18 protein-coding genes and 1 riboswitch are annotated in these 26047 nt (G+C 60.7%); of the genes, 7 read left to right on the forward strand and 11 right to left on the reverse strand.

Going from position 1 to position 26047, the window contains the following annotated elements; genetic code table 11:
* Positions 1 to 62: 62 nt before the first annotated feature.
* Positions 63 to 309, reverse strand: a riboswitch (cobalamin riboswitch).
* A gap of 165 nt (positions 310 to 474) precedes the next feature.
* The 5 genes from LUU92_RS20875 to LUU92_RS20895 form a co-directional block, all read right to left on the reverse strand.
* Complete coding sequence (locus LUU92_RS20875; protein WP_071491318.1) at positions 475 to 1014, reverse strand: C40 family peptidase; 540 nt, start codon at positions 1012 to 1014, stop codon at positions 475 to 477.
* 144 nt (positions 1015 to 1158) lie between these two features.
* The gene (locus LUU92_RS20880) at positions 1159 to 1788 is read right to left on the reverse strand and encodes a C40 family peptidase (protein ID WP_058424953.1); all 630 of its coding nucleotides are present in this window, start codon (positions 1786 to 1788) and stop codon (positions 1159 to 1161) included.
* A 209-nt stretch (positions 1789 to 1997) separates the two neighbouring features.
* The gene (gene hda, locus LUU92_RS20885; protein WP_058424954.1) at positions 1998 to 2702 is read right to left on the reverse strand and encodes a DnaA regulatory inactivator Hda; all 705 of its coding nucleotides are present in this window, start codon (positions 2700 to 2702) and stop codon (positions 1998 to 2000) included.
* Positions 2703 to 2905: 203 nt separating this feature from the next.
* Positions 2906 to 3979, reverse strand: coding sequence for an AI-2E family transporter (locus tag LUU92_RS20890; RefSeq protein WP_071491319.1), 1074 nt, complete (start codon positions 3977 to 3979; stop codon positions 2906 to 2908).
* Between the two features lie 32 nt (positions 3980 to 4011).
* Positions 4012 to 5052: a DUF2066 domain-containing protein gene (locus LUU92_RS20895; RefSeq protein ID WP_257102583.1), complete on the reverse strand. Its 1041-nt coding sequence runs from the start codon at positions 5050 to 5052 to the stop codon at positions 4012 to 4014.
* 342 nt (positions 5053 to 5394) lie between these two features.
* Here LUU92_RS20895 and purM point away from each other — a divergent pair, with 342 nt between their 5' ends.
* From purM to LUU92_RS20930, 7 genes are all read left to right on the forward strand, one after another.
* Positions 5395 to 6453: a phosphoribosylformylglycinamidine cyclo-ligase gene (gene purM, locus LUU92_RS20900; protein WP_016976515.1), complete on the forward strand. Its 1059-nt coding sequence runs from the start codon at positions 5395 to 5397 to the stop codon at positions 6451 to 6453.
* Complete coding sequence (gene purN, locus LUU92_RS20905; protein WP_257102584.1) at positions 6453 to 7103, forward strand: phosphoribosylglycinamide formyltransferase; 651 nt, start codon at positions 6453 to 6455, stop codon at positions 7101 to 7103. The genes purM and purN overlap by 1 nt, the downstream gene beginning before the upstream one ends.
* An 8-nt stretch (positions 7104 to 7111) precedes the next feature.
* Positions 7112 to 7825, forward strand: a complete 714-nt coding sequence (locus LUU92_RS20910; protein ID WP_257102585.1) for a DUF3108 domain-containing protein — start codon at positions 7112 to 7114, stop codon at positions 7823 to 7825.
* 380 nt (positions 7826 to 8205) lie between these two features.
* On the forward strand, positions 8206 to 8394 hold the full coding sequence (locus LUU92_RS20915) for a hypothetical protein (RefSeq protein WP_071491322.1): 189 nt from the start codon (positions 8206 to 8208) through the stop codon (positions 8392 to 8394).
* 205 nt (positions 8395 to 8599) lie between these two features.
* Positions 8600 to 10528, forward strand: coding sequence for an IucA/IucC family protein (locus LUU92_RS20920; RefSeq protein ID WP_257102586.1), 1929 nt, complete (start codon positions 8600 to 8602; stop codon positions 10526 to 10528).
* A complete protein-coding gene (locus LUU92_RS20925) occupies positions 10518 to 11729 on the forward strand; it encodes an MFS transporter (protein ID WP_071491323.1) in 1212 nt (403 codons plus the stop codon). The genes LUU92_RS20920 and LUU92_RS20925 overlap by 11 nt, the downstream gene beginning before the upstream one ends.
* 11 nt (positions 11730 to 11740) lie before the next feature.
* Positions 11741 to 13852: a TonB-dependent receptor gene (locus LUU92_RS20930; protein WP_257102587.1), complete on the forward strand. Its 2112-nt coding sequence runs from the start codon at positions 11741 to 11743 to the stop codon at positions 13850 to 13852.
* 130 nt (positions 13853 to 13982) lie between these two features.
* On the opposite strand, the gene LUU92_RS20935 is transcribed toward LUU92_RS20930, so the two are convergent.
* The 6 genes from LUU92_RS20935 to LUU92_RS20960 form a co-directional block, all read right to left on the reverse strand.
* Positions 13983 to 14528, reverse strand: a complete 546-nt coding sequence (locus LUU92_RS20935; RefSeq protein WP_028617375.1) for a DUF2058 domain-containing protein — start codon at positions 14526 to 14528, stop codon at positions 13983 to 13985.
* A gap of 25 nt (positions 14529 to 14553) precedes the next feature.
* Complete coding sequence (gene mazG / locus LUU92_RS20940; protein ID WP_071491325.1) at positions 14554 to 15387, reverse strand: nucleoside triphosphate pyrophosphohydrolase; 834 nt, start codon at positions 15385 to 15387, stop codon at positions 14554 to 14556.
* On the reverse strand, positions 15387 to 17630 hold the full coding sequence (relA, locus tag LUU92_RS20945) for a GTP diphosphokinase (protein WP_071491326.1): 2244 nt from the start codon (positions 17628 to 17630) through the stop codon (positions 15387 to 15389). The genes mazG and relA overlap by 1 nt, the downstream gene beginning before the upstream one ends.
* 121 nt (positions 17631 to 17751) lie before the next feature.
* A complete protein-coding gene (gene rlmD / locus LUU92_RS20950; protein ID WP_257102588.1) occupies positions 17752 to 19104 on the reverse strand; it encodes a 23S rRNA (uracil(1939)-C(5))-methyltransferase RlmD in 1353 nt (450 codons plus the stop codon).
* On the reverse strand, positions 19104 to 20006 hold the full coding sequence (cysM, locus tag LUU92_RS20955; protein ID WP_058425337.1) for a cysteine synthase CysM: 903 nt from the start codon (positions 20004 to 20006) through the stop codon (positions 19104 to 19106). Before cysM ends, rlmD begins: the two co-directional genes overlap by 1 nt.
* A gap of 108 nt (positions 20007 to 20114) precedes the next feature.
* A complete protein-coding gene (locus LUU92_RS20960; RefSeq protein WP_257102589.1) occupies positions 20115 to 26033 on the reverse strand; it encodes an NEL-type E3 ubiquitin ligase domain-containing protein in 5919 nt (1972 codons plus the stop codon).
* Between the last annotated feature and the right edge of the window lie 14 nt (positions 26034 to 26047).

Genomic DNA, 26047 nt, shown 5'->3' on the forward strand with positions numbered 1-26047 from the left:
GCTGGACAAAAACGGCGGGCAGGAAAAAAGAAAAGCAGACAGCCAAGCATCGCCCACCGTGATGCTGTTGGATGTTGCAGGCCGGTCTCCGGGCTCATGAGTGGCGTGCTGGCTGAAGGCAGGCCAACGCTGCGCCTTCCCATATCGCAGGCGATACAGTGGCAAAAGGCAGCGTCTTGACTCATTTACCGTTGCGGGGGCAGCGCCGGAATCGCGGCGGCACTGTGTAGAAGTGCGCTCACTCACCGGCTTCCCTGTTTCACTCTGTCGACCCGTGGGTCACAGAGCACCTGGAACAAGCGGCGAAGGGTAGTAGGTTGGGGGTGGAGCGTCAATTAAAGCAACTTGAAGTCGACACAAAACAACTGTGGGAGGGGGCTTGCCCCCGATGGCGGTGGATCAGCCCAGTTATCTTTAGCTGACACACCGCTATCGGGGGCAAGCCCCCTCCCACATTTCGATTCGAGTCTGGCGCTAAGGATTGCGTGCCAGGTTGCCCGGCAACACGCGCTTGGCGCTCAAATAGGCATTCTGCCAATAGGCCTTGGACAACGTGTCCAGCTTCACCGTACCGCCGGTTTGTGGCGCATGCACAAAGCGCCCTTCACCCACGTAGATTCCGGCGTGGCTGACCTGGGAACCGCCACCGGTGGCGAAGAACAGCAGGTCGCCGGTCTGCAGGTTCTGCTCGCTGACGTCCTGCGCGCGCATTACGATCAACTCGCGGGTGGTACGCGGCAGGGAAATCCCGGCGGCATCGCGGAAGACAAACCCGATCAGGCCGCTGCAATCAAACCCGGAGTCCGGCGTGTTGCCGCCCCAACGGTAAGGCGTGCCGACCAGGCCCAGCGCGCGGAAGAGTACGTCTTCAGCTGCGGGCGAGAAATTCTGGGTGGAATAGTTGAACACCGGCTTGGGCTTCACCGCTACGGGAGCGGGCGGCGGTGTGCGGCTTGCGCAGGCGCTGAGCAGCGCGGCGCAAACAATGAGAATCAGGCGGGCCGAGGTCGACATGTGCAGAACAATCCTGGTCTGGATGCGGCTTTCGCTGCCGAACGCTGAAAACCAGAACGCGCAAGCAAAGCTCGCGCGAACGGATTACAACAATGTCCAGGGATTCTAGCGCTTACACGTCAAACTTCAAGTATCACTTTAAGTTTACTTGCTAGCGGTAACCGTCGTCGGGGCCATGGCGAGTGCGCGCTTGGCTTCGATGAAGGTTTTGCTCCAGTAGCTGTCACCCAGGTTATCGACCCGGACACCGCCACTGCGACGGCTGCTGGAGTGGATAAACTGGTTATCGCCCAGGTAGATACCGGCGTGGCTCACACGACCACGGCCTGCCGTACTGAAGAAAAGCAGATCACCAGGCTTGAGGTTGTTGCGTGCGACCAACGGTGCATTCACGTTGATCATTTCGCGGGTGGAGCGCGGCAGATTCATGCCGGCCTCTTCACGAAACAGGTAGCCGATGAAACCGCTGCAGTCGAAACCGGCTTCAGAGGTACCACCGAAACGGTAACGGGTACCGATCAGGGACATGCCGCGTTCGAGGATGCTGTCGGCCAGGACTGGAAGCTGATAAGGCTTGTTGCCGGCGAAGTCGGCCAGTTCCTTTTCCGTTGCGACTTCTTCCTCATAAACAGAGGCAGATTGTGCAGCAACGAATTTTGCCTGATTTTGAACCTGTGGTTTCTGCTGATCTGCCACCTGCTGAGGGTGGGAGGCGCAACCAAACAACAGGGTAACGAGTGCGAGGGGCACGAGGGGTGCGAAGCGATTTAGCATGGGCACGACCGTGGCTGATATGTAAAGAAGTCGAGACTATGCCTTCTATCACATCGATTTGCAAATTCAATCGTGCTCTATGTGACTTCGCGATTGGACTATGACATCTAAGCCGTAATTCCATTTATCGGTTCGAATGCGAAGCCCAGCCGGCAGAAACGCAGGTTTTCTGGCGCCCGTAAAATGGCGAACCACGCAAATTCAATGAGTTACCAGCCCAACGTTTCCTTGAGAAAAGGGATCGTCAATTTTCTTTGCGCCTGCAAGGACGCCTGATCGAGCTGCTCGAGCAAATCGAACAGCGCACTCATGCTGCGGGTGCCTCGAGTAAGGATAAAGTGCCCGACTTCGTCGGTGAGGTGCAGGCCGCGACGGGAGGCCCGCAATTGCAGGGCACGCAATTTGTCTTCGTCGGACAGCGGGCGCATCTGGAAGATCAGCGCCAGGGTCATGCGCGACTTGAGGTCGGCCAGCTTGATCGGCAACTCGCGTGGCGAAGTCGACGCGGCAATCAGCAGGCGCCGACCGCTGTCACGCAAGCGATTGAACAGGTGAAACAGCGCTTCTTCCCAATCCGCCTTGCCGGCGATCGCCTGCAAGTCATCCAGGCACACCAGTTCGTATTGCTCAAGGTGATCGAAGATGCCGATACCGCGATCCATCAACTCGGCCAACGGCAGGTACACCGCCGGTTCGCCCATCTGCTCGAACCGCAGGCACGCAGCCTGCAACAGGTGGGTACGCCCTACGCCGTGCTTGCCCCACAGATAGATCAGGCTTTCAGTCCACCCGGCGTCGGCTTCGCAGAGCCGCTCGACATAGCCGAGTGCAGCGGCATTGGCGCCTGGGTAGTAGTTGATGAAGGTGGCGTCGTCACGCAGACGCACACCCAAGGGCAGCTGAATCGGTTTCATGCTGACTGAACGGCTCCGAACGAACCGTTAGTGGCCTCTGTGTAAAGTTTGCAAAGTTTATACCCGTGACGCCGGGCGCACAATGCAACAGACCCCAAGCAAAATCAAAGGTTTGCGTTAACTTGTTGGATTTATGCAGATTGTTTGACGGACCGCCCCCAGAAAAGACAAACCCGGCCTTGGCCGGGTTTGTGAAGATAGAGTTACAGGTCGGGATCTTCAACCCCCGTATAAGCATCCGAATCCTTGTACAGATCGTGCACATGGCGCACCAGCACCATGATCACTGCAGCCACCGGCAACGCCAGCAGGATGCCCGTGAAGCCAAACAACTCACCACCCGCCAGAATCGCAAAGATCACCGCCACCGGATGCAGACCAATCCGATCCCCGACCAACAACGGCGTGAGCACCATGCCTTCCAACGCCTGGCCGACCATGAAGACGGCCACGATACCCAGCATCGGGTACAAGTCCCCGCCAAACTGGAACAAGCCCGCGACCAGCGCCGCGCCGATCCCAATCACAAACCCCATATAAGGCACGATTGCGGCCAGGCCGGCGATCAGGCCGATCAACAGACCCAGCTCCAGGCCGATAGCCATCAAGCCGGCCGCGTAGATGATCCCCAGGGCCAGCATCACCAGCAACTGCCCGCGCACGAAGGCGCCGAGCACCTCATGGCATTCCTCAGCCAGCGAAACAATGCGCTCCTCACGGTTGCGCGGCAGCAGGCTGCGGATCTTGGCCATCATGATGTCCCAGTCGCGCAGCAGGTAGAACGCCACCACCGGGATCAGCACCAGGTTGGTCAGCCAGCCGATCAACGCCAGGCTGGACGCCGTCGCCTGGCTGAGGATGACCCCGACAATATCGGTGGTCTGGCCCATATGTTCGCTGATGGCCGCCTTGACCTTGTCGAACTTCCAGAAACCATCCGCCAACCCCAACTTGGCCTGGGCCCACGGCATCGCCGTGTGCTGCAGCCAATCGAGCATCTGCGGCGCCAGCTCATACAAGCGGAACAACTGCTTGGCCAGCATCGGCACCAGCACCAGCACCAACGCCGTGATGATCAAGGTAAACAGGGCGAACACCGTCACCACGCCCCAGGTCCGCGACAACCCGGCTTTTTCCAGGCGATCCACCACCGGATCGAACAGGTAAGCCAGCAGCAACGCGACCAGGAATGGCGTCAGGATCGAATGCAGCAGGAACACAAAAACGCACAGCAGGACAAACCCGCCAAGCCACACCCAACGACGCGTATCCGCCATAAACCACTCCATCTATATAAAGAAGAAAACTGCTACCAGCGAAAACGCATTTGCGCCTGAGGTTCTGGTGCAGCAGCCGGCTGCGCACCCTCCGCCACCGGTTGCGGGACCGGTGCCTCACCCGCAGGAATCTCCTGCAACTTGGCCAGGCTCAACTGGGTACGCAACTGATCGGCACTGCCATTGACGCGGTATACGATGCGATTGCCATCCACTAACTGCGGCTGGCCACCGAAAGGCTCCAGCAGGTGACCCAGCGCGGCATAACGCTCAAGGGTCATGCCCTGCACTTCCAGCAATTGTTCGGTGCTCACGCCGGGTTTGACCGCAAAGCGTGGCGCGAGCTTTTGGCTGACCGCCAGCATCACCGCGTCGGCTACAGCGCCGGTGTCGGCCCCTTGCGCGGTGCCCTGCTCGCTCTTGTCGCCCAGCCACAGGCGCCATTTGGCTTGCCATTGGTTGCCTTCCTGACGCGCATGCACGGCCAGCAAAGCGTCGGCGCCGTAACGTTCGGAAGCGGCGCGCAACGGTGTGGCGTCAGCACTTTCCAGGTTCGGTGCGGTGGCGACCACCTGCTCATCCAGGTCGCCCAGCGGCAGGCGCAGCGGCAAGCCACGGTGTTGCGCGGCACGGCGCAGCGCCTGGGCGACGGTCTGGCCATCACCCACCAGGCTGCTGCCTTCGGTGGAGTCGTTCAGCCACCAGCCAAGGATCGACGGCCGATTGCTGCCCCAGATCGACAGACCGGCTTCACGCAGCACGCGATCGGTGCTCACCGGGTCGAAATCCACTTGCAGGCTTTCCGGCGGGCCGGCGTCGTAGCCGTACTGGCTGATGATTTGTTGCGGATCCTTGCGAACGGCCGCCAGACCCGGCCCCTCGGCGGCCTTGGCGTCGCCGGTCAGGCGGATCACCAGGGTCTGCACGGCGCGCTGGGTCGCCTGGTCACGCTCTTGCGGCGACTGACTGCTGACGGGTTCGAGTACTTGATAAAGGCCATTAAGGGTTTCGGCATGACTCGCCAGGCTGACCAACGACAAGCAGCCCACAAAGAAGAATTTACACAGACGCATGGAAGATTCCCGAACGACAAATTTAGCGGCTGGAACAGACCGCGTGAACTCGGTTTGCCAAGGCTGTGACCACGGCGACCGATAAAACATTCACAGGGTCTTGGTAAGTTTTCGTACTGTCACAACGCTAGCGCAGTAAAGGCTATACCTTAATACGCGCCAAAGCAGACCCGATTAGCATTTTTTTAACGCCATATGCCCCTGCCCGTCGGCCCGAGGATGGCCGCTGCCCCTCAAGCCTGATAAAATCGCGCGCCTTCGCAGACCGTCAACGGCGTGGCCTTTATAAAAGCCCCCGCCCGCTCGGTCGTTACCCAGAAATCCCCCCTAAAGGCCTGGATCATGAGCAAGCAACCCTCCCTGAGCTACAAGGACGCCGGTGTAGACATCGACGCCGGTGAAGCATTGGTCGAACGCATCAAGAGCGTCGCCAAGCGCACTGCGCGCCCTGAAGTCATGGGCGGCCTGGGCGGTTTTGGCGCCCTCTGCGAGATCCCGGCCGGCTACAAGCAGCCTGTACTGGTGTCCGGCACCGACGGCGTGGGCACCAAGCTGCGCCTGGCGCTGAACCTGAACAAGCACGACACCATCGGCATCGACCTGGTCGCCATGTGCGTCAATGACCTGGTGGTGTGCGGCGCCGAGCCGTTGTTCTTCCTCGACTACTACGCCACCGGCAAGCTGAACGTGGACACCGCGGCCCAAGTGGTCACCGGCATCGGCGCCGGCTGCGAACTGTCGGGTTGCTCACTGGTCGGCGGCGAAACCGCTGAAATGCCAGGCATGTACGAAGGTGAAGACTACGACCTGGCCGGCTTCTGCGTCGGCGTCGTGGAAAAAGCCGAGATCATCGACGGCTCCAAGGTTGCCGCCGGCGATGCCCTGCTCGCCCTTCCATCCTCCGGCCCGCACTCCAACGGTTACTCGCTGATCCGCAAGATCATCGAAGTGTCCGGCGCCGAGATCGAGAACACCCAGCTCGACGGCAAGCCGCTGACGGACCTGCTGATGGCCCCGACCCGCATCTACGTCAAGCCGTTGCTCAAGCTGATCAAGGACACTGGCGCCGTCAAGGCCATGGCCCACATCACCGGCGGTGGCCTGCTGGACAACATCCCGCGCGTGCTGCCAAAAGGCGCCCAGGCCATCGTTGACGTGGCCAGCTGGCAGCGTCCGGCAGTATTCGACTGGCTGCAAGAGAAAGGCAACGTCGACGAAACCGAGATGCACCGCGTGCTGAACTGCGGCGTCGGCATGGTCATCTGCGTGGCTCAGGAGCACGTTGAAACCGCGCTGAACGTACTGCGCGAAGCCGGCGAGCAGCCTTGGGTCATCGGCCAGATCGCCACCGCTGCCGAAGGCGCGGCTCAGGTTGAGCTGAAGAACCTCAAGGCTCATTAATGTCTCAGACCTGTGATGTCGTGGTGCTGCTCTCCGGCACCGGCAGTAACTTGCAGGCCCTGATCGACAGCATGCGCACCGGCGACAACCCGGTGCGCATTGCTGCGGTGATCTCCAACCGCAGCGACGCCTACGGCCTGCAACGCGCCAGGGACGCGGGTATCGACACCCGCTCGCTGGATCACAAGGCGTTCGACGGTCGCGAGGCCTTCGACCGCGCCTTGATCGAACTGATCGACGCCTTCAACCCCAAGCTCGTAGTACTCGCCGGCTTCATGCGCATCCTCAGCGCTGACTTCGTGCGGCATTACGCCGGGCGCTTGTTGAATATCCACCCTTCCCTGCTGCCCAAGTACAAAGGCATGCACACGCACCAGCGTGCGCTCGAGGCCGGCGACAGCGAGCATGGCTGCAGTGTGCACTTTGTCACCGAGGAACTCGATGGCGGGCCTCTGGTCGTACAGGCAGTGGTTCCGGTAGAGTCTGACGACTCGGCGCAGACGCTTGCGCAACGGGTTCACGCCCAGGAACACAGGATTTACCCGCTGGCCGTTCGCTGGTTTGCCGAGGGGCGGTTGATTCTTGGTGACCAGGGTGCATTATTGGACGGTCAGTTACTCGCGGCCAGCGGCCACTTGATTCGAACCTAGGAGATTTTATGCGTCGCGCCTTGCTCTTCGCTTTTGCGCTGTTCGCCTTGCCAGCCGTGCAAGCAGCAGACCTTCACCCCTTCTCCGTCAGCTACACCGCCGACTGGAAACAGTTGCCCATGAGTGGTTCGGCCGAACGCAGCCTGGCCAAGAACGGCGACGGCTCCTGGACCTTGAATTTCAAGGCTTCCATGATGATCGCCAGCCTCACCGAAACCAGCGTGATCCTGTTTGACAAGGACACCCTGCAACCGAAGAGCTACACCTTCGAACGCGGCGGCCTGGGCAAGGCGAAGAAAATCAATCTGGACTTCGACCAGACCGCCAAGAAAGTCACCGGCTTTGAAAACAAAGACCCGGTCAACGTGTCCCTGCAAAGCGGCATGCTCGACAAGTCGACCTACCAGTTGGCCTTGCAACGCGATGTGGCCGCCGGCAAGAAAAGCATGAGCTACAACGTGGTCGAAGGCACCGACGTCGACACCTACGACTTCCGCGTGATCGGCCCGGAAAAAGTCCAGACCAAGGTCGGCTCCATCGACGCGATCAAGGTCGAGCGCGTGCGTGACCCGACGCAAAGCAAGCGCATCACCCAGATGTGGTTCGCCAAGGATCAGGGCGGTATTCTGGTTGCCCTGCGCCAGGTAGAAACCGATGGCAAGGAATACAACATCATGCTGCAGGACGGTACTGTTGACGGTAAGGCTGTCAAAGGTAGCTGATCGGTAGCTGGAACAACGAGCCTCGCGAATGCGGGGCTTTTTTTCGCCTATGGATTTGGTGTTCAAACCTCTACCGCTATCGGGGGCAAGCCCCCTCCCACACTTGGTTGTGTTCACCGATCAAAATGTGGGAGGGGGCTTGCCCCCGATAGCGATAGCCGGGCCAACAAAGGGTTCAATGCCTGACTTGAACATGAAACTTTCGTCATAAAACTCAGCACCCTGCGGCGTAATGTCGCGGTTTACGCGGCCTGCAGCACTGTTGCGTTTGCTGCAATGATTTGTTGCGCGAAAAGTCGGTTTACTTAGCAAGCTAACAAAACATATAACAAAGGCCTGCGACGACTTGCCGCAGATCCACCAGAGATTGGAGCAAGCAGATGACTGTAAAAGTAACTGAACGCGACGACGAACATATGTCCCACGAAGCACTGGGCCATGGGATTCACATCTGGGATGTACACCAGCAAGACCTGTTGGTCGGCATGTTTCACAACGAGAGCGACGCTCATAATTATAAGAACGAGCTCGAAGCCCTTGAGATGAGACGCCAGACACAAAGCTCCTGAACACCTGAAATCTCGTAGGCCCCAGCCCCACGCAGCTGGAGGGCCTACCCCCGACGACCCCGCCTTCGAGCGGGGTTTTTCGTTTTGGCAAACTGCACGGCGGGCATAAACGATTCAGTAAAATTGTATCAGCAAATAGACAATTGGAAATGATTCTCGATAATATCCACCACCTTTCAGCACGCCCATGAAAACGGAATTCATCATGACGAACGGATGCAGCAATACGCCAGACCAACAATTGCTCAAACGCTGGGGTGAAGCACTGGTTACGCCCCAGTTCCAGACTCACAACGTCACCCTCGAAGCCCTGATCGACACCCTCGCACCCGCCGCCGAACGCAGCTTTCAACGCCTGATCCAGGCCCTGTTCCGTGAAGGCCTGCTGGCACCCGATACACTCACCCAAGACGAACAAGGCCGCCACCACCTACCGCTGTCCGATCACGCCTGCCTGCGTTTCGACCACCTGCGTGCCGGGCGCATGGCCAGCTGGGACCTGCGTGGCGCGGTGACGCTTGTGCAAACTGGACAGGCCGCACGGAAGATCCAATTCCCATCGCAGTTGCTGACGCTGCTCAACGACACCCTCGAAACACCTGCCGCCCCGCAGGTATTGAGCCGCCTGAACAGCGAGATCGACGACAGTTTTGTCAACGATACGCTCTGCCTGGCCTTCCACGAGCAATGGAGCCTAAGGCTGCACGCCTCGATGGGCCCGTCCCATCAGGACAACCTGCTGAGTCACCTCAAGGATGAGCCAAGCGTTACCAACCCGACTTCCGTGCTTGAGCAGTGGGGCACGCTGGGCCACCCCTGGCACCCCAACTACAAAACCAAACTGGGTCTGGACACCCACCAGGTCATCGACTTCTCACCGGAGTTCGAAGCGCGCTTCCCGGTGTTGCTGTGCGCGCTGCACCACCAGTACGCCCACGTGGAAACGCTGGCCGATACCGCTGATTACTGGCAATGGTGGCAAGCCCACTTTCCACGTGCTGCACAGCAATTGACCGCAGCGCTGACGGCCCAGGGCCTGGAAGCCAGTGAGTATCTGCCGCTGCCTGCGCACCCTTGGCAAGCCCAACAGGAACTGCCCCGGTTGTTCGCCAACGAAATCGGCGACCGACTGCTGGTGCTGACCGACATCGTCGCGTTTACCGCCCACCCCACCATGTCCTTCCGGACCGTATTGCCTGATGGCCAGGGCGGTGCGCCCATGGTCAAGCTCCCGGTCTCACTGCGCCTGACCAGCGTACAGCGCACGGTATCGCCACGCTCGGCGCGCATGGGGCCGCGGATCAGTCACTTGCTGCAAACGATCCTCGCGCGCGAACCCGCGATCCAGAAACTCCTGAACATCGTCCCCGAGCGCATCGGCGTGCATTTCAACCCCCAACCGGTAAATGACGAACACGCCCGCCACCTGGCCGTGCTCTACCGCGACAACCCCCAGAGCCTGCTACAACCGGGGGAAATGGCCGTTCCGGTAGGTAGCCTGTTTGCCATCGACCAACACGGGCAGCCTTTGCTGAGACAGTGGGTACGTTTGAGTAAAGGCCAGGACAATGCACCGGCCATGCTCGCGTTCTTTCGAGACTATGCAGCGATCACTGTGCCGGCCCTGCTGGGGATGTACCTGCGCTACGGTGTGGCGTTCGAGGCCCATCAGCAGAACGCCTTCATGGTCATGGCCGCAGACGGGCAGTTGAGCCGCCTGCTGTTGCGTGATTTTGGCGATATTCGCATCGACCGCCAGACCTTGCATGCCCACGGGCTGGACATCGAACTGCATGACCCCAAGATGACCCTTTACGACGATGCCGGTTTTGTCCGTGACAAGCTGCTGCACACGGTATTCATGTGCCACCTGGGCGAACTGGTGCTGCTCAGTGCCCGCTACTTCGATATTCCCCAGGCGCAACTGTGGAACGAACTCGCGACCCAAGTCAGCCAGTGCTTTGATCGCATGCGCAACGAAGTCGCTCCCCAACGCTGGGAAACCGAACGTGCAGCGCTGCTGGAGCAGCCGTGGCCAGCCAAGTCGTTCATGCGGATGCGGCTGCTGGACAGTCACGCCGATATCGTCGGGCGCCTGCCGAACCCGCTGAGCGGCGCCGCACATGCCGGCTAACAGCACTGCACTGCGTTTGTTGGTGGTCATCCAGTTGGTGTCGATGGGTGCCATGGAAATGAGCGGCCCCTTCTGGCCTTTGCAGATCCAGAGGCTGCTTGGCGATGCCGGCGCCCATTACACCGGCCTGCTGTCGTCGCTGGTATACGCCGGACCGATGATGGCAGCGATGATCCTGACGCCCCTGTGGGGTCGCCTGGGCGACCGAACCGGGCACAAGCCGATGATCATTCGGGCGCTGCTGGCGCTGGCGGCCTGTCAGGCGCTGGCCGCCCTGACCTTCGATCCCTGGCTGCTGGTCGCGATCCGCGTGGCACAAGGTGCACTGGCGGGTTTTATCGCGGCCGCCCAAGCCTATGCGCTGGCGTGCTGCGGCGACAGTGGGCGCGGACACATAATGGCCCGCCTGCAATCCGCCACCGCCGTGGGTTCGCTGGCCGGTCCGGTGTTGGGTGGCTGGCTGATGGATATCTCCGGATTCGCCCTGCTGTGCTACAGCGCTACCGCCGTCTGCCTGGTATGCGCGCTGGTCAGCCTGTTCTTGCCCAGCGACACCCAGCGCCTGCGAAAGACTCATGCCACCACGCCCACCGCCCTGCCCAAAGGCTGGCTCGGCGCAATGTTGGGGATCATCGTACTGATCCAGGCTGCCAAAATGATGCCCCAGCCGTTTTACGCCCTATACGTCGCGGACGTCCTGCATGCGCCAGGCTGGTTGATCGGTGCCAGCTATGCCGCCAGCGCACTGACCCTGGCCCTGTCCGCACCGCTCTGGGGTCGCCTGTTCGACCGACACTCGCCCGCACACACGCTGCGCATCATCGAATGGGTCACCTGGGCCTGCGCCTTGACCCTGGCCTGCACAGCACTGGCCAACGAATGGCTGGGCTTCATCGCCAGCCGGCTGCTGTGGGGCATGTGGCAAGGCGCCTTGCTGCCGGTCGCCTATACGTTGATCGCCAATACCGTTGCGCCCGCCCAACAGGGGTTTGCCCTGGGCATCGGCAACAGCGCCGCCAAGGCGGGAGCGCTAGGGGGTGCCTTGCTCGGTGGTATCGGCATGGGGATGGTAGGCCTGGCACACAGCTTCTGGCTGGTTGCACTCACGTACGCCTTGGCCGCCCTGGGTATCCGCATCATCCGCTCGTTCACCCGAACACCCGCTATGCCTGTTTTTTCTGTCAATACGTCTAATAATTGAAAGGCAAGATCATGAGAAAGTCGCAATGGGCAGCGCTGCTGCCACTGATGGGATCGATAAGCGCACCGACCTGGGCCGATCAGTCCGAGGCCGAGCCCACCAACCTGCAATTGCAGGCCACCGTCGTCTCGGCCACGCGCAGTGAAACCAGCATTGCCGCGATTCCAGGCTCCGTACAGGTCATCGACGAAACCCAGATCCGCCAGCAAACAGCCGCAGGGCGCCGGGTTGCGGATATTCTCGGGCAATTGGTGCCAGGCATTGCCCCTTCCAGCGGTGGCATGAGCAACTTCGGCCAGACCCTGCGCGGACGCAATACGCTGATCCTGATCGACGGCGTGTCCCAGAACGCCACACGCGACAACTTCCGCCAGCTCAACAGCGTTGCGCCGGAAAGCATCGAGCGCATCGAAGTGATCTCCGGAGCGAGCAGCGTTTATGGCGCGGGCGCCTCAGGCGGCATCATCAATATCATCACCAAGCGTAACCAAGGTGAAGACCTCGCCCTCAGCAGCAAGATCGGCATGACCAGCGGCAATAACTTCAGTCACAAGGGCTTTGCCTACGAGGCGTTCCAAAGCGCCACTGGGCGCAAGGGCCCGGTGGACTGGTACGTATCGGCGAACGGCGTGCAGCGCAACGACCAGTTCGACGGCAACGGCAAGCGCATTCCCCAGGACACGTCCCAGGGCAGCAACATGGATACCCAGACCTACGACCTGCAAGGTCGCTTCGGCTACACGCTGGATGACGACAAGAAGATCAGCCTGTCCCTGCAAGATTACAAAGACGAACAGGACACCCGTTACACCAAGAACCCACGCATCACCACCACCGCCGTTGCGGTCAAAGGCCTGGACCTGGACGATCAACCGTTCACACACAACCAGGCGGTCAACCTCAACTACTCCGACAAAGCGTTCTTCGGACAGGGCTTGCAGGTCGAAAGCTACTGGCGCCGGGCCGACGCGCTGTTTTTCCCGGACCTTTCCCGCGGTCGCGCAGGGGTTTCCGACAACAACAGCGTGCAGGACGTCTATGGCGTGCGCGCAGCCATCGACACGCAAATGCCGGATATCGGCCCGGCGACCGGCAACCTGGTCTGGGGCGCTGACTATGATCACGAAACCTCACGCCAGCGCGGCGACCAGTACCGGGTCAATGGCCTGACCTACACCAAGACCGGCACCACGTTCGAGATGGGGCCGGACATCACCACTACCACCAAGGCGATTTTTGGCCAACTGTCCTACGACATCGACGACTGGACCTTGCGTGGCGGTGTGCGCCGCGAGTGGATCGAGAGCCGGATCGACGACAGCATTGCCTATGGCGAAATCGTTCAGACCGGTAACCGCGCTACCCTGCCGGGCGGCACCCTCAAATATGACGACACCCTCTATAACCTCGGGGCGGTGTATCACCTGAGCGAAAACCAGGATGTATTCGTCAACTACAGCCAGGGCTTTTCCCTGCCGGACATCCAACGTTTCCTGCGGGACGTCAACAGCCAGTACGACATTCAGAAGCTCAATGCCCAAGCCCTCAAGGTCGACAGCTATGAGCTGGGCTGGCGTGGCAACTGGGACAAATGGCTGGCCAACGTCACGGCGTATGAAAACACTTCGGATGTCACCCAGTTCTATGACGCCAATGATCGCGTGCTGCGCCTGATCAACCAGAAAGAACGCGTGCGCGGCATTGAAACCAGCCTGACGTACAACGTCACTGACCAGTGGTCGGTCGGCGGTACTTACGCGTATGCCAAAGGCGAGACCCGCCAAAACGGCAAATGGATCGACTTGCCGGCCACGCGCATCTCCCCCGCCAAGACCACCGCCTTTGTCGGCTATGACCACGACGACTACAGCCTGCGCCTGCAAGCCATGCGCCTGGCCGACTATGACGCCGCGTTCAAGGACAACAACGGCCGCGATATCCAGGGCTACACCCTGGTCGACCTGCTGGGTTCGGTACGCTTGCCTGTGGGTCGCCTGGAGGGGGCGATCTACAACCTCAGCAACCGCAATTACCAGAACATGTTTGCCCAGGCCAACGCGCGAGCACCGTACCCGAATGCCGAAGGTCGGACCTTCAGCGTGAGTTATGCCGTGGACTGGTAACACGCGGCGCTGAAAGCACAAACCCCGCCTTTTGAGCGGGGTTTGTGTTTTGGGGCCGCTTCGCGGCCCAATGCGGGGCAAGCCCGCTCACCACAGGCAAGCCTGCTCACCACAATTGAGGCTTGCAGCCTTACCACATCAGATCATCCGGGATCTGGTAGGCGGCGTAGGGATCATCTTCATCCGGCACCTGGCTTTCGGTAAGGATATTGAGCTGCACGATACGCTCCGGTGCGCGCTCCTGGATCTTCAGCGCCGCTTCACGCGGGATCACCTCATAACCGCCACCGTGGTGCACGATCGCCAGGGAGCCGTTGCTCAGCTTGTTGCGCATCAGCGTGTTGACCGACAGGCGCTTGACCTTCTTGTCGTCCACGAAGTTGTAGTAGTCCTCGGTGGTCAGCTTGGGCAGGCGCGAGGTCTCGATCAGTTGCTTGACCTGGGCCGTGCGGGCCTTGGCCTCGGCTTTTTCCTGCTGCTGGCGGTTCAGCTCCTGGTCGCGCTTGACCTTCTCGGCGTGCGCCTCGGCCGCCAGGCGGGCCTGGGTGTCGTCGGCCTCGATCTGGCCTTTATGGACCAGGCGCTGCTGTTTCTGTTTCTCTTTGCCGACCTGCTTGGCCTGCTTTTGATTGACCAGACCTGCTTTGAGCAACTGGTCGCGAAGGGAAAGGCTCATGGTGCTTACTCACTTAGGCAACTGCTCAACCGCAGCTGGACACATTCTTTTCCTGACGTTTGGCTTCGCCCCACAGGGCGTCCAACTCTTCGAGGGTGCAATCTTCTATGGGACGGCGGGTATCGCGCAATGCCTGTTCGATAAATCGGAAGCGTCGTTCGAACTTGGCATTGGCGCCCCGTAGCGCGGTTTCCGGGTCGACCTTGAGGTGACGGGCCAGGTTGACCGCCGCAAACAGCAGGTCGCCGACCTCATCGGCAATCGCCGCCGGGTCGTTATCGGCCATGGCTTCGAGCACTTCATCCAGCTCTTCGCGCACGTTATCCACCACCGGCAAGGCGCAGGGCCAGTCGAACCCGACCTGGCTGGCGCGCTTCTGCAATTTGGCGGCACGGGAAAGGGACGGCAACGCGGTGGGTACATCGTCCAGCAGGGAAAGCTGCTCCGGCGCGTCGGACTTCTGCGCGCGCTCCTCGGCCTTGATCTGCTCCCAGCGTTCCTTGACCTGTTCTTCGCTCAACTGCGGGATATCCAGCGGCGCATACAGGTCGCCGGTGGGGAACACATGGGGATGGCGACGGATCAGCTTGCGCGTGATGCTGTCGATCACCCCGGCAAATTCGAAGCGCCCTTCTTCCCGGGCCAACTGGCTGTAGTACACCACCTGGAACAGCAGGTCGCCCAACTCACCTTGCAGATGATCGAAGTCGCCGCGCTCGATGGCGTCGGCGACTTCGTAGGCCTCTTCCAACGTGTGCGGGACGATGGTGGCGTAGGTTTGCCTGATGTCCCACGGGCACCCATATTGCGGGTCCCGCAGGCGACTCATCAGGTGCAGCAGGTCTTCGAGCGTATACATCATGGGGTACGGTTACGCCGCGTCTCGATGATATTCGGCAACTGGGAAATCCTCCCCAGCAACCGTCCCAGTGCGTCCAGCCCCGGAATCTCGATGGTCAGGGACATCAGCGCGGTGTTGTCCTCTTTGTTCGAGCGGGTGTTGACCGCCAGTACGTTGATCCGCTCATTGAGCAGCACCTGCGACACATCACGCAGCAACCCGGAACGGTCGTAGGCACGGATGACGATGTCCACCGGGTAAGTGAGCACCGGCACCGGCCCCCAGCTGACCTGGATGATCCGCTCCGGCTCACGCCCGCCCAGTTGCAGCACCGAGGCGCAATCCTGGCGGTGAATGCTTACACCGCGGCCCTGGGTGATATAGCCGACGATGGCATCCCCCGGCAGCGGCTGGCAGCAGCCGGCGATTTGAGTCATCAGGTTGCCCACGCCCTGGATCTGGATATCGCCACGCTTGCCAGGCTTGTAGCCGGTGGCCTTGCGCGGGATCAGTTCCAGCTGTTCGCTGCCGCGTTCCGGCTCGACCAGTTGCTGGGCCAGGTTGACCAGTTGGGCGAGGCGCAGATCGCCGGCACCGAGGGCGGCGAACATGTCTTCGGCGATCTTCATGTTGGCCTTTTCGGCCAGCTTGTCGAAGTCCACCTGAGGCAGGCCCAGGCGTGCCAGTTCGCGCTCGAGCAAGGTTTTACCGGCAGCGACGTTCTGGTCGCGCGCCTGCAGTTTGAACCAGTGGACGATCTTCGCCCGCGCCCGCGACGTGGTGATGTAGCCCAGGTTCGGGTTCAGCCAGTCGCGGCTCGGCGTACCGTGCTTGCTGGTGATGATCTCGACCTGTTCACCGGTCTGCAGGCTGTAGTTGAGCGGCACAATGCGCCCGTTGATCTTGGCGCCCCGGCAGTTGTGGCCGATCTCGGTGTGCACGCGGTAGGCGAAGTCCAGCGGCGTGGCACCCTTGGGCAGGTCGATGGCGTGGCCGTCTGGGGTGAAGATGTAGACCCGGTCCGGCTCGATATCCACGCGCAGCTGTTCGGCCAGGCCGCCGATGTCGCCGAGTTCTTCGTGCCATTCCAACACCTGGCGCAGCCAGGAGATTTTCTCTTCGTACTGGTTGGACCCGGCCTTGACGTCGGTGCCCTTGTAGCGCCAGTGCGCGCATACCCCAAGTTCCGCCTCTTCGTGCATGGCGTGGGTGCGGATCTGCACTTCCAGCACCTTGCCCTCGGGGCCGATCACCGCCGTGTGCAACGAGCGATAGCCGTTTTCCTTGGGGTTGGCGATGTAGTCGTCGAACTCCTTGGGAATGTGCCGCCACAGGGTGTGGACGATCCCCAGCGCGGTGTAGCAGTCGCGCATTTCCGGCACCAGCACGCGCACCGCACGCACGTCGTAGATCTGGCTGAAGGCCAGGCCCTTGCGCTGCATTTTGCGCCAGATGGAATAGATGTGTTTGGCGCGGCCGCTGATGTCGGCTTCGACGCCAGTGGCCTGCAACTCGGAGCGCAACTGGTTCATCACATCGGTAATGAAGCGCTCACGGTCCAGCCGCCGCTCATGCAGCAACGTGGCAATCTGTTTGTATTGATCGGGTTCGAGGTAGCGGAAGGACAAGTCCTCCAGCTCCCACTTGATATGGCCGATGCCCAGGCGATGCGCCAACGGCGCATAGATGTCGAAGACTTCGCGGGCAACACGGTTGCGTTTTTCGTCGTCGGCGGTCTTCACCGCACGGATCGCGCAGGTACGCTCGGCCAGCTTGATCAGGGCGACGCGCACGTCATCGACCATCGCCACCAGCATCTTGCGCAGGTTCTCGACCTGGCCCTGGGTGCCCAGCACCATGGACTGGCGCGGGCTCAGGCTGGCACTGATCGCCGCCATGCGCAGCACGCCGTCGATCAGCTTGGCCACCACGGTGCCGAAACGCTGGCTGACGGTGGGCAACGGGATATGCCCTTCACGCACGCCGCGATAGAGCACGGCGGCAATCAACGAATCCTGGTCCAGCTTGAGATCGGCGAGGATCTCAGCGATTTCCAACCCGGTGCGAAAGCTGGAAGTGCCTTCGGCCCATAGGTTCTTGGCCGCATTGTCTTGCTGCTCAGACTCACGAGCGAACTCGCAGGCTGCTTTCAAGGCTTCACGGTCCAGTGCCGGATCGACACTGATGGCATGGTCCAGCCATGCCTCGAGATTGATACTGCCGTCGGTGTTGATCGGCTGGTGTGCTCTCACCTGTACCATCTTGCTTACCTTCCCTACGACGCACCTTCGATGCGCCAAAATCATCGCCGACGTTTACTGCGGACTCCCTGGCAGATCAGAGGCCCTGGAGAACGCAGGCCAGTCGGATTAAACAGGCATCCTAGCCCGCTTCAAATAACGCCATGGCCTCGACATGCGCGGTTTGCGGAAACATGTCGAGGATCCCGGCACGTTTTAGCCGGTAGCCTTGCCTGACCAACTCAACCGTGTCCCGCGCCAGCGTGGCCGGGTTGCAGGACACATACACCAGACGCTTGGCACCCAAGGTCGCAAGCTTGCGCACAACCTCCAGGGCACCGTCACGGGGTGGGTCCAAGAGTACCGCAGAAAAGCCCTGTTTGGCCCATTCTGCGTCAATCAAAGGCTGGGACAAATCGGCTTGAAAAAACTGCGCATTGTGCAAATCGTTGCTGACAGCATTCACGGCCGCCCGGTCCACCATGGTCTGCACACCTTCCACCGCCACCACTTCGCGTACCTGGCGTGCCAGTGGCAAGGCAAAATTGCCCAGGCCACAAAACAGGTCCAACACCCGTTCGTCGGGTTGTGGCGCCAGCCATTCCAGGGCCTGGGCAACCATCGCGGCATTGACGCCGGCGTTGACCTGCACAAAGTCGCCTGGCCGGTAAGCCAGTTCCAGATTCCACTGTTCCAGTGGAAAGCCCAACACAGCATCGGTGTCGACCGGCGCCGGCTGGCCCTCGCCCTGCAGCCACAACTGGGCCTCGTGGAAAGCGCAGAATTCGTTCAATACCTGCAGGTCCGCTTCGGACAGCGGCGCCATATGCCGCAGCAACACCGCAATGGACGTACCGCTGAACAATTCCACATGCCCCAGGGCCTGCGGTTTGCTCAGGCGGCGCAGCATGTTCGGCAGGCGCTGCATGATCGGTTGCAAGGCCTGTACCAGCACCGGGCAATCATCGATGGCGACGATCTCCTGGCTGGCCACGGCGCGAAAACCGACGTCCAGGTGTTTCGCCTTGGCATCCCAACGCACGGCCACGCGGGCGCGGCGACGGTAGCCGAATTCCGGCCCGCTCAACGGTGCGGCCCACTCTTGCGGTTCCACGCCCGCCACGCGGGACAGTTGCTCGGCGAGCATGCGCTGTTTCAGGGCAAGCTGTTCGGCATGGGGCAAATGCTGCACGCTGCAACCGCCGCAACGACCGACGTGCGCACAAGGCGCCGGGCGGCGCAGCTCGCTGGCCTTGAAGACGCGCTCGGTGCGCGCCTCGACGATTTTGCCGTGGGCACCCAGCACCCGCGCTTCGACTTCTTCGCCGGCCAGCGCGCCGTTCACAAACCAGGTGCGCCCTTCGAAGAACACGATGCCACGGCCGTCATTGGCCAGGCGCTCGATGGTCAGGCGTTGTTTCTTGCCCACCGGAATCTGCGGGGCGCGGCTGCCGCCCGTCGGTTGGAAGCGCAGGCCTCTCTCGTGCCTGGCCATCAGTTGGGTTCGTCGAAGATGCCGGTCGACAGGTAGCGGTCGCCTCGGTCACAGATGATCGCGACGATCACCGCGTTTTCCACCTCCTTGGACAGGCGCAACATACCGGCCACGGCGCCGCCGGAGGATACGCCGCAGAAGATGCCTTCTTCACGGGCCAGGCGGCGAGTGGTGTCTTCGGCCTCGCGCTGGGCCATGTCGATGATGCGGTCCACGCGCGTGGCGTTGTAGATCTTCGGCAGATACTCTTCGGGCCAACGGCGGATACCCGGGATGGCCGCGCCTTCCATCGGTTGCAGGCCAACGATCTGGATCGCCGGGTTCTGCTCCTTGAGGTAGCGCGAGTTGCCCATGATGGTGCCGGTGGTGCCCATGGAGCTGACGAAATGGGTGATGGTGCCCTGGGTCTGGCGCCAGATTTCCGGGCCGGTGCTGGTGTAGTGCGCCTCGGGGTTGTCGCCATTGGCGAACTGGTCAAGCACCAGGCCACGGCCTTCGGCGGCCATGCGCTCGGCGAGGTCGCGCGCGCCCTCCATGCCTTCTTCCTGGGTAACCAGCACCAACTGCGCGCCATAGGCAGTCATCGCCGCCTTGCGCTCGGCACTGCCGTTGTCGGGCATGATCAGGATCATCTTGTAGCCCTTGATCGCGGCGGCCATGGCCAGGGCGATACCGGTGTTACCCGAGGTGGCTTCGATCAGAGTGTCGCCGGGCTTGATCTGCCCGCGCAACTCGGCGCGGGTGATCATCGACAGCGCCGGACGGTCCTTCACGGAACCGGCCGGGTTGTTCCCTTCGAGCTTGAGCAGCAGGGTATTGCTGGTTTCACCCGCCATGCGTTGCAAGCGGACCAGGGGCGTGTTGCCGACGCAATCGGCGATTGTAGGGTACTGCAAGGTCATGGCGTATTCGCAATCCAGACTGCGGGGCGCACATCATACCGGGAAAGGCCGGCGGGCCATATCACGCAAAGTGTGGTGCTTATTGCGTTAGGATATAAGCACGAAAAATCATCCGACCACGAACGCCGTCCACTCCTGGCGGGTAAGTTCCCGAATCCGCTTGTTTTCGGCTGATGCCCTTGCGTCCCGCACGCCATTGAGACGATTCACGTACTGCCCTTCACTGATCAAGCCGCTCGCCAGTTGTTGATCAGCAACCTCCAATAGCCTCTGGAAACGGCGGAGTTTGAATTCGAGATCTGCGGCATATTTATGTTGAATAAAATGCACCCAGAAAGGCTCATTCTGTAACAACTCAGGCCAGTTCGTTCCCGTCTCATTATTCAGTACAGCCGTGCGCACGGTATTGACTGAATGGGCATCCGGCACAGCCGCCTCAAAACGCTGGGGAAGTACTTGCGGCAAATTCAGGCTCGATGCCAGGGCGATGCGATAACTCAGGACCCGCGTGCAAGCGAATGCCATGCCCTGGGACTCAAAGTGCCTGGAAAGATACTGATCTATGTATTCAAGGCGACGCCGTGCCCGGTAGTAATGCAACAGATTTGGCCCTGCCGTTTGGACGCCGGCATCGAGTATCCGTAAAGGAACTATTTGCAACTCAAGTTGATGCAAGCACAACAGGCAACCATCAATCCCTCCGCGAAGGGTGCGATAACACGGTAAGTAAGCAATTCGCTCTATGCCCTCATGGGACATCGCATCGTCAATCACCCCCCAGACTCGGTGTGAAATGATCTCTCTCATTACACGGTGGTGAGGGTCAATGAACTGCGGGTATTCGGCAATGCTTGCCAGCAACTCAAAGAAATAATCCGCCATTGGCTGGTTTTGCAAGTACGCCCAATCGAGTTGGCGCGCTTGTACTTCTCCAGGAGGGAGCAGCGCCAACCAGCGGTCGGGACGCTGATCAAGAGGAACCGTCGGTTCCCATAGTCCGAAATCAATACCGGGTGGTCCCCGACGCTCGCCCACTCGGCGTAACAACTGCCGTGCCTCGGCGGAAAGCGGATTACCTCTCAGGTTCATCCCTCGATGGACATCGGGATAAATGAACAAGTCCGTCTCGGCCAATTCCTGTAGTTGATTGTCACGCAGGTCAAGGCTGCTCAAGGTAGGGAGGCTCACGGCACCGCGCGGCAATTGCTTCAACTCGCAATTGCGCAGGTTCAGCTCCCGCAGGCTCTTCAACTTATAGACATTCAAGCGTCGGCCCTGCCCAAGCGGGTTTCCCGACAAATCGAGGCTTCTGAGTCGGGTAAGCTCAGCCAACCGTTCCTCGTCTATGTAGTTGAACCGCAAGTGGTTGTTCGACAAATTGAGCACTGCCAGGTGAGCGTGGACATCCAGATTGGGAAGATGAGTGAGTTGGTTACCATTGAGATAAAGAATGCGCAGGGCCGGAAAGTTGAACAGAAAGCGCTCCGGCAACGCCGTCAATCGGTTGTTTCTCACGCTCAACATCGTCACATGACCAAAGTACGCGCCCAGGGTGGGTAAACTTGCCAAATCCAAATCGTCCAGGTTGAGTTCCTCGGCCACTCCCGGAGTGAACCCTTCCTTGGCCCAGCAACGCTGAATCCGCTCGGCCGCCAAGGCCCGCGAACGGGCCGATACGCTGTCCGGCTGGACTGTCGACGCCTGATCCCGCCACGCCTGCAAATCCCTGTACAGCCGATCACGCTCCCTGACCTGATAGTTGATCAAGTCTTCGCGCTCTCTGACCGTGTCACCCGCCTCCGCCAGCATCGCCCAAACCTCGGCATCCGTTTTAGAGGGGTACAGCTCGCGCATGCGTGAGATCTGATCACGCTCTGTCGGCCCAAACTCAGTTCCACCACTGAATGGATAGCCTTTGCGACCATTGATCAGCCGGAATGGCCCAAGCCTCAATGGCATTTGCCGCATGTTGAGTGTCGCTTGGATTCCCGACCAATCCTGCCCCAGGCGGGCGCCCATGTCGGCGCGCAATTCCTCCAATGCGCCGGCGTGGGTATAGCCCAACGACTGGCGCTCGGCCGGGGGCAATGCGCCGAACAAAGCCTCCAGGAACGGCGCGCGCGCGCCCACCGCCTGCAAGGTGCCATCTGCCCGTTGGACGTAAGCCAGGTACTGCCCGACGCTTGGTTTCAAGACCCGCCGAAGATCCGCATCATCAGGACCGACACTGTCGATCACGCGATGGGCGTCCCAGAGTTCAACCCGCAGCGATGTCGGCCAACCCTCGAGACCGGCCAGCTCATGGAGCATCAGCCGTGAACTGTCGTCATTCGCCAACGGGGACAGGTAGACGCCTTCCAGGGCGCCACAGACCCGTAACCAACGGATCCACCAACGCGCCTCTTGCGCCAGAGAGTTCGGTACACGCCCCGCCCTGAGGCGCTCCAACTCCGATGCAGAGGCGTGTTGCACCCAGTCTTGCGCGATACCCAGTGTCAAGCCGGGATACTGGCGCAATATCACCTGTACCAAAGGGTCGTCGGAACGCTGGTTCTTGCGACGCAGCACATCGAAAAACCGTGCATGCATCTGCAGTTTGTCCATATTCACCTTGGCTTCCAACGCCGTGACCTGGTCTTCACGGGCAGCTCCAGGCAGGCCTACCAACACATCAGCGTTGTCGGGCGTTATTTCATCGAGCACCTGGACGATAAATTCCGACCCAGCCTCCAGCCCTTGCTTGACCCGTTCAAAAATATTCAGCCGCTCGAACGTCTCCACCAGCAGCACCGGCGGCGGATCGCCGCGCACATGCACCTTGCGCAGCATGTCCGGCGTCACGCCGCTGATCTGCTGAACCTTGTCGATGGCATCAGGGGTCAATGCGCGAAACCTGGGCCCTAGGCGGTAAAAGGGTTTCTGCCCATCCCACGTCAGCGGGTTCTCCCATTCATGGCGCCAGGCGCCCGCACCGTTATGGCTCAATACCGGCGCATACGCGTCGTCCAGGGAAGGATGGCGGATACGCCAGGGTTGGGTCTGATCCGCTTGGGTCACTTTGAAATATTGGCTGTCGATAAACAAATAGCGGTCCGACTCCAAACGGTACACACCCATCGCATCAGGCTCGGAGGCCATACGCGTGGCGTCGACGTGGCTCGCATACTGGGTGATCTCGCGCAGCACGGGGTAAAACGTGCCTTGCGGTGCACGATTGCGCAGCATGGCCTGCGCCACCTGATGACGAAACCCGGTGATGGCTGCCGGAATATCGGCGCCGAACCTGGCGCGATCATGCTCGGAGAGTTGGCTCAGCATCACCCGGAAAAACGCATCCGCGCCACCCTGCTGCACACCGGCACTCTGGCTATCCGGATCGTAGGGCGAAAATTCTCCCTCGCCGTGGTCGAGGACCAACACGGCATGTCTGTCACGGTCCAGGGGCACATAGGTTGGAGGGCCGACAATCAGGCGTTTGCCGAGAGTGCCCAAGGCACTGCGGGCGAACGCCTGGACCCACGCCTGGGTTTGCGGGTCAAACCTGCGGCGGTGGTAGATCCGGTCAATGAGGGCGTCGGCGCGCGCCATCTGCGCGGCGGCCTTGAGCCCATCGTACAGTCCCTCGGGTTGTTGTCGGACCTCAAGCAGACGGGCTTGCTGATCAGCCGACAGCGGATGCTGATCCAGCACCTCCAACAATCTCGGCAGGCTGACGTCGGGATGCAAAGCGCGCAGCACCTCGATCACCTCGGGTACCGGGTAGTCATGCCCAACGCTGTCGGGCAACCACTTGCGCACGGACACCGACGCGCGGATAGCGGCCGACCGATGGATATCGGCAAACCGGGTCAGGGCTTCGAACAGATCGAACCGCGACGCCTGGGCCTGGGCTGACAGTTGCCGACGAACCGCGTGCTCGTCGGCAAAACGATTGGGTAATAGCCGCATGACCGCCTGGGTCAGGTCCATCGTGATGCGCTGAGGGATTGCGTAGCCAAACTGATAGTTTTCCAGCGCTGTCACCGTGACCACCGCGGTCGTCGGATGGTCGGCATCCTTGCTGTAGCGCCGCAGCTCCAGGCCCTGCGCATTCACGATACGCAGCGTGGTGTCCACCGGCCATGCGGGCAACTGCACGAGCAGCGGGCCCGCCACGGCAAAACTATCGACAGGCGCCGGCCCGCCTGCGCCGGCGGGATCGGCAACCCAGTCAATCAGGCGGTCGGCATTGAACCGTACGGTAGCCTCGACCAGCGAAGCCGACGGTTTCTCACCCGCCCACACACGCTCAAGGTCAGCCCGTGAGGTACCGCTGGTGTCGAGCAGCGCCTGTATTTCACGCGCCGGTGCCTGAGCGGGCAGCAGCATGCGCTCCACCCACTGGGAGTCGCTCAGGTCTTTGGTTTCCTGAGCGCGGGTGGCTTCAGGCAGTTGCGACAGGCGTCTATACAACGCGTGATGACGCCGCCGTACACTGATTGCCAGTCGGGAGTGCAGCCGCCCGCTGATAAGCAAGTCGGCCAAGTCGGCAAAGGCCAGGACCAATTCGCCGGCGTGCCCCTCCAACATCCTGGAAACACCATTGAGCAGCCCTTCACCGAGTGCCGCAAACAATGCAACAACCCGTATGCGCGCCAGCCCTTTTAGCGCACCAGGCACCGGCAGCAGCAATATTTCCAGCACCTCACTCAACACCACCCGAGCAACACCGGTAATAGTCTGCAGAAGCCCGGGAGTCTCATTAGCCAGGCATTTCAGGTTGGTGCGGATACGCGTCAGGTGGAGGTCTCCCAGACTGACGGGGGGCGCTTGGGTCACAGTCTTGCGGTCATACCCGGTCCTGTCCTCCAACCGAGACTCGAACGTGCGATGGACAAAGTCCTGTAGTATTCTGGCATATTCATAAAGGCCTTCTTCACGAGCGTAACCTCGCCTGAGTCTCGTCAAGCGCTCTTGGTCAGGGTATGCCATGACCGTGTAAAGCCACGCCACCTTACCCTGCCTGTAGAAAGCGCTGAACACGACATAGAACTCCTGGCAGGCTTCCCGGTGACTGTCGTAATGACGCAAATCGCCTCCGCCTGGCCTTCCGGGGAAGTAACTGAAAGCGCCTTTGCAACCGTTAACGGCAAATACCAGGTGAGAAATCTCCAGGGTGTCACCGGGTGGCCTGCTAAGGATCTGCCCGATATACCCGACAAACTGAGGCACCCAACCGATGACGTCTTTATCTTTGCCATCGGGGATGAACAGTTGCATTTCTTCGCAGTGCCCCCAGCGTCCCTCTTGCTCCAACGCTTGCTTGATATACCGATATTTTTCCCGATCAACCCGGGTGGTTTTCGAGTCTCTCAGGGCCTCGATCAGGGCGAACTCAAATTCCAGGCGCCCCAGGCTCGCAATCGCGACACCCAACGGCTTATCCTTGCCCAGGCGGTCGTCGAGCAGAGTGCGGAGTTGACCGCCGAGGTTGAGTTTACGCACCAACGCAATGAAATCCTCAGGGCTGATATCAACACTCAGCCTGCTGGATTTCGCCACCCCGGGCTCGCCTGGGCGCTCCCAACTGGTCAGGCCGTCGTAATTCATGCACGCGGCCACCCAGAGTGTCAGGTGAAGTTGTCCGTGAGAGGGAGGCCCCGAAGGCGCGCGACGATAACGACCAGACCGCAAGGAATACACCGTGGTGATATGCTCGGCCTTCGGGTCGATATCCTTGCCGACCAGGTCTTTGAGGCCTTTGCGCAAACGCTCCAGGCCTTGGCGTTCAAACTGCGCCACCAGTTGACTTACATCTCGCGACACCGTCGTCTGAATCTCGATCAAGGCCCGCTGCGCGCGCACATACTCACGCCGCTCACCTTCTTCGAGCCCACCGAGGAAGGCCGCGAACTTCTCACGCAAGGCGTCCACGGTTTGCAGGGTCGCCCACTCGTCGCCTGAGACCAGGGGCAGCCTCGCTCGCTGCTCCGTCATGAACGTGGCCAACGGGTCTGCCTGCTGGTGTGTCGCTAACGGCTCGATCATTTCACACTCCTTGA

Origin of the sequence: Pseudomonas extremorientalis, from assembly GCF_024584605.1 — a bacterium.
Lineage (GTDB): Bacteria > Pseudomonadota > Gammaproteobacteria > Pseudomonadales > Pseudomonadaceae > Aquipseudomonas > Aquipseudomonas extremorientalis.

Bases quoted from the DNA above. Each gene is read 5' to 3' on its own strand.
- LUU92_RS20890 (WP_071491319.1), bottom strand. From the start codon at position 3,979: ATGGCGGATACGCGTCGTTGGGTGTGGCTTGGCGGGTTTGTCCTGCTG.
- LUU92_RS20915 (WP_071491322.1), top strand. From the start codon at position 8,206: ATGACTGTAAAAGTAACTGAACGCGACGACGAACATATGTCCCACGAA.
- rlmD (WP_257102588.1), bottom strand. From the start codon at position 19,104: ATGGCCAGGCACGAGAGAGGCCTGCGCTTCCAACCGACGGGCGGCAGC.
- LUU92_RS20895 (WP_257102583.1), bottom strand. From the start codon at position 5,052: ATGCGTCTGTGTAAATTCTTCTTTGTGGGCTGCTTGTCGTTGGTCAGC.
- LUU92_RS20880 (WP_058424953.1), bottom strand. From the start codon at position 1,788: ATGCTAAATCGCTTCGCACCCCTCGTGCCCCTCGCACTCGTTACCCTG.
- LUU92_RS20910 (WP_257102585.1), top strand. From the start codon at position 7,112: ATGCGTCGCGCCTTGCTCTTCGCTTTTGCGCTGTTCGCCTTGCCAGCC.
- cysM (WP_058425337.1), bottom strand. From the start codon at position 20,006: ATGACCTTGCAGTACCCTACAATCGCCGATTGCGTCGGCAACACGCCC.
- LUU92_RS20930 (WP_257102587.1), top strand. From the start codon at position 11,741: ATGAGAAAGTCGCAATGGGCAGCGCTGCTGCCACTGATGGGATCGATA.
- LUU92_RS20875 (WP_071491318.1), bottom strand. From the start codon at position 1,014: ATGTCGACCTCGGCCCGCCTGATTCTCATTGTTTGCGCCGCGCTGCTC.
- LUU92_RS20960 (WP_257102589.1), bottom strand. From the start codon at position 26,033: ATGATCGAGCCGTTAGCGACACACCAGCAGGCAGACCCGTTGGCCACG.
- LUU92_RS20935 (WP_028617375.1), bottom strand. From the start codon at position 14,528: ATGAGCCTTTCCCTTCGCGACCAGTTGCTCAAAGCAGGTCTGGTCAAT.
- relA (WP_071491326.1), bottom strand. From the start codon at position 17,630: ATGGTACAGGTGAGAGCACACCAGCCGATCAACACCGACGGCAGTATC.
- purN (WP_257102584.1), top strand. From the start codon at position 6,453: ATGTCTCAGACCTGTGATGTCGTGGTGCTGCTCTCCGGCACCGGCAGT.
- purM (WP_016976515.1), top strand. From the start codon at position 5,395: ATGAGCAAGCAACCCTCCCTGAGCTACAAGGACGCCGGTGTAGACATC.
- LUU92_RS20925 (WP_071491323.1), top strand. From the start codon at position 10,518: ATGCCGGCTAACAGCACTGCACTGCGTTTGTTGGTGGTCATCCAGTTG.
- LUU92_RS20920 (WP_257102586.1), top strand. From the start codon at position 8,600: ATGACGAACGGATGCAGCAATACGCCAGACCAACAATTGCTCAAACGC.
- hda (WP_058424954.1), bottom strand. From the start codon at position 2,702: ATGAAACCGATTCAGCTGCCCTTGGGTGTGCGTCTGCGTGACGACGCC.
- mazG (WP_071491325.1), bottom strand. From the start codon at position 15,387: ATGTATACGCTCGAAGACCTGCTGCACCTGATGAGTCGCCTGCGGGAC.